The organism is Citrobacter sp. R56 (assembly GCF_016811995.1).
Classification (GTDB): domain Bacteria; phylum Pseudomonadota; class Gammaproteobacteria; order Enterobacterales; family Enterobacteriaceae; genus Citrobacter_D; species Citrobacter_D enshiensis.
Genome location: NZ_CP069159.1, coordinates 4,260,079 through 4,272,498, shown reverse-complemented (window position 1 = coordinate 4,272,498; position 12,420 = coordinate 4,260,079). Strand labels below are relative to the sequence as shown.

Here is a 12,420-nt window from a genome sequence, read left to right as displayed (position 1 = left end):
GGAGCACATCCCGTTGTCTTTTGCGTTACTCTGAGGAAGATAGAATTGAGGCACGACGCCTCTCAGTACTTATCATAAGAAACATCGCAAACAGGGATCGCATGGAAATTTTCTTCACGATACTCATTATGACCCTCGTGGTCTCGCTGTCCGGGGTAGTGACTCGCGTATTACCCTTTCAACTCCCTCTCCCCCTCATGCAGATCGCCGTTGGCGCGTTGCTGGCGTGGCCAACGTTTGGTTTGCATGTGGAATTTGACCCTGAACTGTTTCTGGTTCTCTTTATCCCGCCACTGCTGTTTGCGGATGGCTGGAAGACGCCTACCCGCGAATTCCTTGAGCACGGGCGAGAGATTTTGGGGCTGGCGCTGGCGTTAGTGATCGTCACGGTGGTTGGGATTGGTTTTATGATTTACTGGCTGGTGCCGGGCATTCCGCTGATACCGGCTTTTGCGCTGGCTGCGGTACTGTCGCCGACCGATGCGGTGGCGCTCTCCGGGATTGTCGGTGAAGGGCGGATCCCGAAAAAAATTATGGGCATCCTGCAGGGTGAAGCGTTGATGAATGACGCCTCCGGCCTGGTGTCGTTGAAGTTTGCGGTGGCCGTGGCGATGGGCACGATGGTGTTCACCATCGGCGGCGCAACGGTAGAGTTCTTTAAGGTGGCGGCTGGTGGGGTTCTGGCGGGGTTTGTGGTCAGCTGGCTCTATGGTCGCTCTCTGCGCTTCCTGAGCCGCTGGGGTGGCGATGAACCGGCAACCCAAATCGTTCTGCTGTTCCTGCTGCCGTTTGCCTCCTACCTGATTGCGGAACATATTGGCGTGTCCGGCATCCTGGCTGCGGTGGCGGCCGGGATGACTATCACCCGCTCTGGTGTTATGCGCCGTGCGCCGCTGGCGATGCGTCTGCGTGCTAACAGTACCTGGGCGATGCTGGAGTTTGTGTTTAACGGCATGGTCTTCCTGCTGTTGGGGCTGCAATTGCCGGGCATCCTGGAATCGTCGCTGGTGGCGGCAGAAGCCGATCCGAACGTTGAAATGTGGATGCTGTTTACCGATATTGTGCTGATTTACGTGGCGCTGATGTTGGTTCGATTTGGCTGGTTGTGGACGATGAAAAATTTCAGCCAGCGTTTCCTGAAGAAAAAACCAATGGAATTTGGCTCCTGGACGACGCGTGAGATTCTGATTGCCTCTTTTGCCGGTGTTCGTGGGGCGATCACCCTGGCGGGTGTCCTTTCTATCCCGCTGCTGCTACCTGATGGCAGTGTCTTTCCCGCGCGCTACGAACTCGTCTTTTTGGCCGCTGGGGTGATTTTATTTTCGCTGTTTGTCGGTGTGGTGATGCTGCCGATTCTGCTGCAACATCTGGAAGTGGCCGACCACTCTCAGCAGCAGAAAGAGATGCGGATCGCGCGGGCGGCGACGGCTGAGGTGGCGATTGTCGCCATCCAGAAAATGGAAGAACGTCTGGCGGCGGATAGCGAAGAGAACATCGATAACCAGTTGCTGACGGAGGTCAGTTCCCGCGTGATTGGTAATTTACGCCGTCGTGCCGATGGGCGTAATGATGTCGAAAGTTCAATGCAGGAGGAAAACCTTGAGCGGCGATTCCGTCTGGCGGCATTACGCTCCGAACGCGCTGAGTTGTATCACCTGCGCGCCACGCGCGAGATCAGCAATGAAACGTTGCAGAAACTGCTGCACGATCTCGATTTGCTGGAAGCGCTGCTGATCGAAAATCAGTAAGCCTCGTGTTGCCCGGTGGCGTTTCGCTTACCGGGCAATGCGCCGTTCCTGCGTTAACCAAAACCCTTCGCAACATTTCAACCATGCCTGGGCGCTATGCGACAGGTAAACGCCTTCGCGCCAGATCATCCCCAGTTGCCAGCGCAAGTCGCTCTCCAGCGGGAGCCAGCGCAGTGTGTTCTTATCCAGACGCTGACAAATCGGTTCCGGCAAAATGGCAATGCCAACGCCCGCCTGCACCATGGCCGCCAGAAAATCCCACTGCCCGCTGCGCACGGCAATGCGCGGCTTCACGCCATGCTGGTGAAAAAGCTGCATCAGTTGGCGGCTCAACGCAAAATCTTCGTTGTAGATAAGCAATGGGTGTTCCGCCAACGCCTCCGGGGAAATCGACTCGCATTTCATCCACTGGCCGGAGCGCGGCACCAGCACGCACAGGGGATGGCTAAAGAGCGGCAACGTTGCCAGTCCGCTTTCCTCTTCGACAGGCAGCGCGGTCATGGCGACATCCAGCTCGCCATTGCTCACCGCCTGCTGCACCGTCAGGCCGCCAAACTCTGAAATCTTCAGTTCCACGCCGGGGTAGCGCTGGCGAAACAGGCTAATTGGTCCCGCCATTAACATGCCCACCATTGGGGGAATGCCGAGGCGCAACACGCCTTTGTTGAGATGGTTAATATCCCCCAACTCGGCTTCCAGTTGGCGGAACTCTGCGAGAATCGCCAGTCCGCGCTCAAAGACCACGCGCCCCGTATCGGTCAGCAAAAGCCGCCGCCCGTCGCGGATCAGCAGCGTACAGTTGAGTTCATCTTCAAGGTTCTTCAGCATTTTGCTGATGGTAGGCTGGGTGACAAATAACTTCTCCGCTGCGCGGGTGAAACTTTGCTGGCGCACCACCTCGACAAAATAACGCAGCGTTCTGATATCCATGATTATTCCTTAAGACTATGCCTGCAATGAGTTTAATTCATTTCAGTCCAGGGCGGAGGCTCTCTATACTGGCGCTTCGTATTATTTTTCAGGACATGTCCTCATGGCTGTGGCGATAAGCCGCGTTACGCCTGCCGTTGTGCAACGACTCCAGGTACCGGTTCAGGTACTGCTGTATGCAGGTTTATTTGTTTTTGCCCAATATCTCGTCGCCTGGCTGCATCTGCCGTTACCCGCCAATCTGGTCGGGATGGTGTTGATGTTGGCGTTGATTGTCTGTCGGGTAGTTCCGCTCAAATGGGTTCGGGCGGGCGCACACTGGTTGCTGGCCGAAATGCTGCTGTTCTTTATTCCGGCGGTGGTCGCTGTCGTCAACTACACGCAACTGCTGCTGGTGGACGGATGGCGAATCTTTGCGGTGATCGCCATCAGCACCCTGATGGTGCTGGGCACCACCGCATGGGTGGTGGACAAAGTGTATCGCTACGAGTTAAGCAGGTTAAACCGTGAGTAATTTCCAGTTAAGCATACTGTGCCTGGCTGTCACGCTGGTTATCTATTTCGCCAACAAACGTCTGTATCGTCGTTTTCGTAAACTGCCGTTAATGCCGCTGGTACTCACTCCCGCGCTGCTGGTGTTGATGCTGGTGTTTGGACATATCTCCTGGCAAAACTACATTGGCGAATCGCACTGGCTGTTGTGGCTGCTCGGCCCGGCGACCATTGCGTTTGCCGTACCGGTTTACGATAACATCGCGATCATCAAACGCCACTGGATGTCGCTGACCGCAGGCGTGGTGACGGCGACGGTGGTGGCTATCACCAGTTCCGTCTGGCTGGCACGCTTATTTACATTGCCAGATGAGATCCAGCGCAGTCTGGCGGTGCGCTCTATCACCACGCCCTTTGCGCTGGCGGCGGCAGAGCCGTTGGGTGGGCAACCGGATTTAGTCGCGCTGTTTGTCGTGGTCACCGGGGTATTTGGCATGGCGGTTGGCGACGCGCTGTTTTTGCGTCTCTCTATTCGCGAAGGGATGGCAAAAGGGGCGGGATTTGGCGCCGCTTCCCACGGCGCGGGCACCGCGCGATCCTATGAACTGGGTCAGCAGGAAGGGGTTGTGGCGAGCCTGGTGATGATGCTTTCAGGGGTAGTGACCGTGCTGGCGGCGCCGCTGGTTGCCAGAGTTATGTTCTGATTTTGCGGTCGGCAATGTTCATTACTCTGCGTACTCATTACACTGGCGGGTAACTCTACTCGCTGATGTAAGGATACAAAGTGTGAAGTATTTATGGCTGTCTGCCCTATTATTTAGCCAGTCCGTTTTGGCCTGGTGTCCTGATGAAAATCAACACATTACCCTGCAGGGTAAGCTGGTGCAGCACACTTACCCTGGCCCGCCGAATTTCGAAAGCATCGAGGAGGGTGACGAAGCGCTGACTTACGATTTTTTGCAGCTTAACGAGCCTCTTGAATGCAATATCACCAGCGCAGACGAACAGGTTCCTGAAGTGCAGCTTATTTTCATCGATAAGACGAAAGTCACTTACGCCGACATCGCGCCGAGTCTGGATAAAGAGGTCATCGTAACGGGGGAAACCCAGTATTTGCAGTCTGGTTGGCACTTCACGTCCGTTTTACTCCTGTTGGATGATGTAAAAGAGGTCAGCGGGGCGACCACGCCAGAGCAGAAAAAGAGCATGTTGGTTCAGTTGCAACAGTTCCAGCAGGCGCTGCGAGAAAAGGACGTTGCCGCGCTGAAAACATATTTTGTGTTTCCGGTTGAGGGCGATACGTGGGGCTTTTTCCCTCATATTGATTCGCAGGAACCGGAAAAACTCACCGAGGCCGTTTTTGACAAAAATGCGACAAAAGTCATTGATAGCTTGCAGATGCTCAGTGAAATCATGGTGAATCCTGATGTGCAGACCCTCGGCGAGCGCAGGATAAATGCGTTATCTGAAGAAGAACAAAAACGGCACTACTTTCCAGCAGAAGACGATGGGATGTTCTTTTACGAGGAAAATGGGCAAAAGCATACCGTTGAAGGGACGTGCGATACCGTTGCTGGCGGCGAGTTCGAAGAGGGGAGTTTGCGTCTTTATCTGGGGACCAGCGCCAATAAACAGCTCCCCGGCCTTTCTGAGTACTGCGATGGCGCGTCGTCTTACATTTTTAAGCTGATTGACGGAAAACTCAGACTGGTTGGCAGCGTTACCGTGGGGTAGGGAAAAGCGCCACGCGGCTTGTCACCGCATGGCGCTCGCGATTTATTTCAATCGCGAAACCAGTTCAAACTCGGTAAAGTTCACCGGACGCTGTTGCTGTATAGAGAGATTTCCGGCGATGCCTGTGAGAATCGACATCGCTCCGGCGCGGTGGTCGGCGGCGCGCTGGAGGGGGTCATGCTGTGGCTCGCCGAACAGGTCTGCCAGCATGGCGTTATCGCCACCCCCATGTCCGCCTTCTCCCAGCGTGAACTCCGCTTTCCACGGTGCGGCAAACATCGGATAAACGGTGATATCGCAGGCCTCAAGACTGCCCTCATTCTCACGTTCACCCCCTGCGTTCACGTAAGATTTCTCAACAATCTTCATCTCCAGGCGTCCTTCACTGCCGTTAAAGACCACGTTTAACCCTTCCCAGGGCAAATACGTATTCAGTGAGTAGGTAAGCTGCACCTGATTCTGGTATTTCACCAGCACCGACATGGTGTCTTCAATGGTAATGCCGTCACTGAACACGCTTTGATCGCGGAAGTAATTGTCCTCATGTTCGGCATCCAGATAGAGCGCTTTAAGCTGCGGATTTTCTGCCATCTGTAGCGCAAACGGATCATCTTTGGCGTGTGAGTAACCGTGGGCGCGCGGGTAAAATTGCGTCACGCCACGGCGTTCGGCGTTCTCTTTACCGTAAAAACGCAGGCCGCCTTCGGCATAAACGCGCTCCGGGTAGCTCTCCAGCCAGAAGTTCATCAGGTCAAAATGGTGGGTGGATTTATGCACCAGCAGACCGCCGCTGTTGCGTTTTTCACGGTGCCAGCGACGGAAATAATCGGCCCCGTGCTCCGTATTCAGCAGCCATTCAAAATGAACGGAGTAAACCTCGCCAATGGTGCCGTTCATCAACAGTTCACGCACTTTGCTGTGGTGTGGGGCATAGCGATAGTTAAAGGCGACCCGTACTTGCCTGCCGGTTTCCTCAATGGCATCAAGGATGCGCAGCGCGCGCTTTTCATCGATGGTCATCGGCTTTTCTGTGATCACATCGCAGCCAGCGTGCAGCGCCCGGACGATGTAATCGTCATGGGTGCGATCCATTGTCGTGACAATAATGATATCCGGACGGGTTTCGCGGATCATCTCTTCAAACTGCTGGGCTTTCCAGGTGGAGGCGGGGACTGCGCCTTCTTTCTCCAGCAACTGATTGGCGTAGTTCATACGGGTTTGGTTGGTATCGCAAAAGGCGACCAGCCGGGCGTTCTCTTGCCACTGCCCGCCAATCGCCGAGATATACAGTCCCGCACGCCCACCGGTTCCCACCAGGGCATATTTTTTCATAGCATCCTCTTTTCACTAAATGAATTAATGTGTTGATGTAATAAAAACGGCGTTTCAATTCAGTTTGGGTACTGTATCGCTATTGCAGGAGAGGGGGAGAACGCAATTCTAAAAATGTGATCCCCGGCCATAATGGCCGGGGAGGAGGAGAGATTAATGTGCGCGACCTTGCTCTACGCCAAGGCCGGTCTGGGAACGGATAAACTGGGCGCGGAACTGCTCACGCTCGCGATTACCTTCTTCGGAGTTATCGGTTGCTGAGAAGAACCAGATCCCGAGGAACGCGGCGGAGATAGAGAATAACGCCGGGTATTCATACGGGAAGACCGCTTTTTCGTGACCGAGGATTTGCACCCACACGGTTGGGCCAAGCACCATCAGCACCACGGCGGTTAACAGGCCTAACCAACCGCCTAACATCGCACCCCGGGTGGTCAGTTTTGACCAGTACATAGAAAGCAGGATGATCGGGAAGTTGCAGCTTGCCGCAATCGCAAACGCCAGGCCCACCATGAAGGCGATGTTCTGGTTTTCAAACAGCACGCCCAACACGATAGCAATCACGCCCAGCACCAGTACGGTGATCTTCGACACCCGCAGCTCTTCACGTTCGGTTGCGCCTTTACGGAATACGTTGGCGTACAGATCGTGAGAAACCGCTGATGCTCCGGCCAACGTCAGACCCGCGACCACTGCCAGAATGGTGGCGAAGGCGACCGCAGAGATAAAGCCGAGGAACAGGTTGCCGCCCACAGCGTTCGCCAGGTGGACTGCCGCCATGTTGTTGCCGCCAATCAACTTGCCCGCAGCGTCTTTGTACTCGGGGTTAGCGCCGACCAGCATGATCGCACCAAAACCGATGATAAAGGTCAGGATGTAGAAGTAACCCATAAAGCCGGTGGCGTAGAACACGCTTTTACGCGCTTCGCGAGCATCGCTGACCGTGAAGAAACGCATCAGAATGTGCGGCAAGCCAGCCGTACCGAACATCAGACCCAGCCCCAGCGAAAGTGCGGAAATCGGATCTTTTACTAGTCCACCAGGACTCATGATGGCAGAGCCTTTCGGGTGTACCGCCATGGCTTCGGTGAACAGATTGTTGAAGCTAAAGCCGACGTGCTTCATCACCATAAAGGCCATAAAGCTGGCGCCGAACAGCAACAGCACCGCTTTGATAATCTGTACCCAGGTGGTTGCCAGCATGCCGCCGAACAGCACGTACATCATCATCAGTACGCCGACCAGCACCACCGCAATGTGGTAGTTCAGACCGAACAGCAGCTGGATTAATTTACCGGCGCCGACCATCTGAGCGATCAAATACAGCGCCACGACGACCAGTGAGCCGCAGGCAGAAAGAATACGGATCGGCCCTTGTTTCAGGCGGTAAGAGGCTACATCCGCAAAGGTATAACGCCCCAGGTTACGCAGACGTTCTGCGATCAGGAACAGAATGATCGGCCAGCCGACCAAAAAGCCCAGCGAGTAGATCAGCCCGTCGTAGCCGGAGGTAAACACCAGCGCGGAGATCCCGAGGAAGGAGGCGGCGGACATATAATCGCCCGCAATCGCCAGCCCGTTCTGGAAGCCGGTAATGTTGCCGCCTGCGGTGTAATAGTCATTACGTGAGCGCACGCGTTTAGAGGCCCAGTAAGTAATACCGAGCGTAAACACGACGAAAATCAGGAACATGATGATCGCTTGCCAGTTGGTTGGCTGGCGTTGAACTGCACCGCTAATCGCATCTGCTGCGTTGGCAGCATAAGGTAGTGTGGCGGCAAGCGCCGTCAGGACTCTCTTCATGATGCTTTTACCTCGTGCAGTACCGCGTTGTTCAGGCGGTCGAATTCGTTGTTCGCTCGCCAGATATAAATACCGGTCAGAATGAAGGAGATAAGAATTACCCCAACCCCAATAGGGATGCCCCGGGTGACGCTGGTTCCTGCGTGTAACGGGGTACCCAGCCAGCCAGGTGCGAAAGCAATCAGAAGGATAAAACTGATATAAACCACCAGCATGATAATCGACAGAATGGTGGCAAACCGTTGCCGTTTTTCAACTAACTCCCTGAAACGCGCGCTGTCTTCTATCCGCTGATAAATAGTGTCATTCATCACAGAGTCTCCAGAGGTATTCCCTTCGTCTTTCGCGCCACAGGTTTGTTGGCCGCACTCAACCCCCCCAGTCACATAGTGAACTATGCTGCCGGGGATGTGCTCGCTTGCCGCCTTCCTGTAACACGAAATCCTTTGGGGGAGGTTTTTATAATTCCCTCCCGGTGAAGGGAGGGTAGGGGCAGATTTGTAGGCCGGATAAGACGCTTACGCGCCGCCATCCGGAATATTTTTCTTATGAAGGCATTGCGATGGCCTGCTTCTCTTCGAGCAGTTTCTCTACCACGCCCGGATCGGCGAGGGTCGAGGTATCGCCCAGATTGCTGGTATCGCCTGCCGCTATCTTGCGCAGAATGCGGCGCATAATCTTGCCTGAACGGGTTTTGGGCAGAGAGTCGGTCCAGTGCAGCACATCTGGTGTCGCCAGCGGGCCAATCTCTTTACGCACCCAGTTACGCACTTCGGTATACAGCTCCGGTGACGGTTCTTCGCCATGATTCAGCGTCACGTAGGCATAAATCGCCTGTCCCTTGATGCTGTGTGGGATACCGACCACCGCCGCTTCGGCGATCTTTGGATGCGACACCAGCGCTGACTCGATCTCCGCCGTTCCCAGACGGTGACCGGAAACGTTCAGCACGTCATCGACGCGTCCGGTGATCCAGTAATAGCCGTCTTCGTCACGACGCGCGCCATCACCGCTGAAATACATATTTTTGAAGGTAGAGAAGTAGGTTTGCTCAAAGCGCTCGTGATCGCCAAACAGTGTGCGCGCCTGGCCAGGCCAGGAGTCGGTGATCACCAGATTGCCTTCGGCTGCGCCTTCCTGCGGATTGCCTTCGTTATCCACCAGCGCAGGTTGTACGCCGAAGAAGGGGTGTGTCGCGGAGCCTGCTTTTAACGCAGTAGCGCCCGGCATTGGCGTGATCATAAAGCCACCGGTTTCCGTCTGCCACCAGGTGTCTATCACCGGGCATTTCTCGTTACCGATCTTCTTCCAGTACCATTCCCAGGCTTCCGGGTTGATAGGTTCGCCAACCGAACCGAGGATACGCAGGGAAGAGCGGTCAGTACCTTCAATGGCCTTATCGCCTTCTGCCATCAGGGCGCGAATAGCGGTAGGTGCGGTGTAGAGAATGTTGACCTGGTGTTTGTCCACCACTTGCGACATCCGCGCAGGGGTCGGCCAGTTCGGTACACCTTCAAACATCAGGGTGGTTGCGCCGCAGGCCAGCGGGCCGTACAGCAGGTAGCTGTGTCCGGTGACCCAACCCACATCGGCGGTACACCAGTAGATATCGCCTGGGTGATAGTCAAAGACATATTTGAACGTGGTGGCGGCATACACCAGATAACCCCCGGTGGTATGCAGCACGCCTTTAGGTTTGCCGGTGGAGCCGGACGTGTAAAGGATGAACAGCGGGTCTTCGGCGTTCACTTCGACAGGCTGATGATCGGCGCTGGCCTGCTCAATCAGATCGCCCCACCACAGGTCACGACCTTCCTGCCAGTCAATTTTTCCGCCCGTGCGCTTCAGCACCACCACATGCTCAACGCTCTTCACGTTAGGATTTTTCAGCGCGTCATCGACGTTCTTTTTCAGTGGGATGCTGCGCCCGGCGCGTACCCCTTCATCGGCGGTAATCACCAGACGTGAGCTGGAGTCGATAATGCGCCCGGCAACGGCTTCCGGTGAGAAGCCGCCAAAGATAACGGAATGCACGGCACCGATACGGGCACAAGCCAGCATCGCGACTGCCGCTTCCGGCACCATCGGCATATAGATGGCCACGACGTCGCCCTTTTTAATGCCCAGCTCAACCAGGGTGTTGGCGAAACGGCAGACGTCGCGATGCAGTTCGCGATAGGTAATGTGTTTGCTCTGTGAGGCGTCGTCGCCTTCCCAGATGATGGCGGTGCGATCGCCGTTTTCTTGCAGGTGACGGTCAAGGCAGTTTGCCGCCAGATTCAGCGTGCCGTCCTCGTACCATTTAATTGAGACATTACCTGGAGCAAAGGAGGTGTTTTTCACCTTCTGATACGGTTTGATCCAGTCGAGAATTTTGCCCTGTTCGCCCCAAAACGTATTGGGATCGTTAATTGACTGTTGATACTTGGCTTCGTACTGCTCCGGATTGATCAGGCAACGATCCGCAATGTTTGCGGGAATAGCGTGTTTATGGATTTGGCTCATGGCTTTTGTTCTCCTTGTAAGATGTTAATAATATGTCTCATAAACGTTAAATATAGGGGCTTTGGCAGTTTTGTTTAGTATTTGCGCGGCAGATCACGCAATAACGGAATTGTGCAAATTAGCGGCAAACTGTTTTTTGAAGGGAACTCGCAAAAATGAGTTAATTCTTTCTATAACATGACGTTATAAGTTTTTTCTTGAAAGTGTGCGTTGTGTCGAAAGTTGATAAAAGAAGTGGGCGATAAAGGAGGTTGATAACTCTAAAGTGGTATTTAACATGCACTTACAATTGATTAAAAACAACATTTTAAGTGTGGTTATTTGTTACACATAGAGGGGAGTAATGTCATAACAGTGTTCGTGCGGTTGCTGTTATGGGAGAACAATAAAAGAACCGCCATTGCAGACAATGGCGCAATCTGGATGAGACCTCTATGGCAAGGATTACACAACGCGCACGCCGTTTCTTCAGCCTGATATTGCCTTTTTTATTTATTTCCACCGTTTACGCTGAACAAACGCCCGTACCCGCAAAAACCGTTACCGTTGAAGCGAAGAATGAAACGTTCGCCCCTCAACATCCCGATCAATACCTCTCCTGGAAAGCCACCTCAGAGCAGTCAGCCCGTGATGATGCGCTGGCTGAAGACCCGCGACTGGTGATCCTGTGGGCGGGATATCCCTTCTCCCGTGATTACAACAAACCGCGTGGCCACGCGTATGCGGTCACCGATGTTCGCGAAACCCTGCGTACCGGCGCGCCGAAAAACGCCGAGGACGGCCCGTTGCCGATGGCCTGCTGGAGTTGTAAAAGCCCGGACGTGGCGCGTCTGATCCAGAAAGACGGTGAAGACGGCTACTTCCACGGTAAATGGGCACGTGGCGGACCGGAAATCGTGAACAATTTAGGCTGCGCCGATTGCCATAACACCGCCTCGCCAGATTTCGCCAAAGGCAAACCGGAGCTCACGCTGTCGCGCCCCTATGCTGAACGTGCGATGGAAACCATTGGTAAACCGTTTGATAAGGCCAGCCGTTTAGACCAGCAATCAATGGTTTGTGGCCAGTGCCACGTGGAATACTACTTTGACGGTAAAAATAAAGCCGTCAAATTCCCGTGGGATGAAGGCGTGAAAGTTGAAAATATGGAGAAATATTACGACACGATCGCCTTCTCCGACTGGACCAACTCGCTGTCGAAAACGCCAATGCTGAAAGCGCAGCACCCGGAGTATGAAACCTGGAGTGTGGGCATTCACGGCAAAAACAACGTCACCTGTATCGACTGTCACATGCCGAAAGTGCAGAACGCCGAAGGCAAACTCTACACCGACCATAAGATTGGCAATCCGTTCGACAACTTCGCCCAGACCTGCGCCAACTGCCATACGCAAGACAAAGCCGCGCTGCAAAAAGTCGTCGCTGAGCGTAAACAGGCGATTCATGACCTGAAAATCAAGGTTGAAGATCAGCTGGTTCGTGCCCATTTTGAAGCCAAAGCGGCGTGGGATGCTGGTGCGACAGAGGCGGAAATGAAGCCGATTCTGGAAGATATCCGCCATGCTCAATGGCGCTGGGATCTGGCGATTGCCTCGCACGGTATTCATATGCACGCCCCAGACGAAGGTCTGCGGATGCTGGGTAGCGCGATGGACAAAGCCGCGGATGCGCGAACCAAACTGGTGCGTCTGTTGGCGACGAAAGGCATCACGCATGAAATCCCTCTACCGGACATCTCCACCAAAGAGAAAGCCCAGCAGGCGATTGGTCTGGACGTGCAGAAAATCAACGCCGAGAAGCAGGACTTTATTAAAACGGTGATTCCGCAATGGGAAGATCAGGCGCGTAAAAACGGTCTGTTAAGCCAATAACCCCC

The 12,420-nt window shown here is 54.4% G+C and carries 10 protein-coding genes; 5 read left to right on the top strand and 5 right to left on the bottom strand.

The features are described from left to right. The first annotated feature begins 101 nt into the window (after positions 1-101). On the top strand, positions 102-1,748 hold the full coding sequence (locus tag JM656_RS20105; RefSeq protein WP_203359276.1) for a Na+/H+ antiporter: 1,647 nt from the start codon (positions 102-104) through the stop codon (positions 1,746-1,748). A gap of 27 nt (positions 1,749-1,775) precedes the next feature. Here the strand turns inward: JM656_RS20105 and JM656_RS20100 are convergent, their stop codons facing one another. Then, positions 1,776-2,678, bottom strand: coding sequence for a LysR family transcriptional regulator (locus tag JM656_RS20100; protein WP_203359275.1), 903 nt, complete (start codon positions 2,676-2,678; stop codon positions 1,776-1,778). 103 nt (positions 2,679-2,781) lie between these two features. Here JM656_RS20100 and JM656_RS20095 point away from each other — a divergent pair, with 103 nt between their 5' ends. The 3 genes from JM656_RS20095 to JM656_RS20085 all read left to right on the top strand — a co-directional run bounded on the left by JM656_RS20095 (position 2,782) and on the right by JM656_RS20085 (position 4,904). After that, positions 2,782-3,192 (top strand): CidA/LrgA family protein, encoded by a 411-nt coding sequence (locus JM656_RS20095; RefSeq protein WP_192613752.1) that lies wholly within the window; start codon positions 2,782-2,784, stop codon positions 3,190-3,192. Continuing rightward, positions 3,185-3,874, top strand: a complete 690-nt coding sequence (locus tag JM656_RS20090) for an LrgB family protein (protein ID WP_203359274.1) — start codon at positions 3,185-3,187, stop codon at positions 3,872-3,874. The genes JM656_RS20095 and JM656_RS20090 overlap by 8 nt, the downstream gene beginning before the upstream one ends. Positions 3,875-3,956: 82 nt before the next feature. Next, the gene (locus JM656_RS20085; protein ID WP_203359273.1) at positions 3,957-4,904 is read left to right on the top strand and encodes a hypothetical protein; all 948 of its coding nucleotides are present in this window, start codon (positions 3,957-3,959) and stop codon (positions 4,902-4,904) included. 42 nt (positions 4,905-4,946) lie between these two features. Here the strand turns inward: JM656_RS20085 and JM656_RS20080 are convergent, their stop codons facing one another. The 4 genes from JM656_RS20080 to acs form a co-directional block, all read right to left on the bottom strand. After that, entirely contained in the window at positions 4,947-6,236 is a 1,290-nt protein-coding gene (locus JM656_RS20080) for a Gfo/Idh/MocA family protein (protein ID WP_203359272.1), read from the bottom strand. A 153-nt stretch (positions 6,237-6,389) separates the two neighbouring features. Further along, on the bottom strand, positions 6,390-8,039 hold the full coding sequence (actP, locus tag JM656_RS20075) for a cation/acetate symporter ActP (RefSeq protein ID WP_203359271.1): 1,650 nt from the start codon (positions 8,037-8,039) through the stop codon (positions 6,390-6,392). Then, positions 8,036-8,350, bottom strand: a complete 315-nt coding sequence (locus JM656_RS20070) for a DUF485 domain-containing protein (protein ID WP_192613749.1) — start codon at positions 8,348-8,350, stop codon at positions 8,036-8,038. Before JM656_RS20070 ends, actP begins: the two co-directional genes overlap by 4 nt. A gap of 235 nt (positions 8,351-8,585) precedes the next feature. Beyond that, positions 8,586-10,544, bottom strand: a complete 1,959-nt coding sequence (acs, locus tag JM656_RS20065; protein WP_203359270.1) for an acetate--CoA ligase — start codon at positions 10,542-10,544, stop codon at positions 8,586-8,588. Between the two features lie 434 nt (positions 10,545-10,978). On the opposite strand from acs, the gene nrfA reads away from it, so the two are divergent. Continuing rightward, positions 10,979-12,415: an ammonia-forming nitrite reductase cytochrome c552 subunit gene (gene nrfA / locus JM656_RS20060; protein WP_203359269.1), complete on the top strand. Its 1,437-nt coding sequence runs from the start codon at positions 10,979-10,981 to the stop codon at positions 12,413-12,415. The last annotated feature ends 5 nt before the right edge of the window (positions 12,416-12,420 follow it).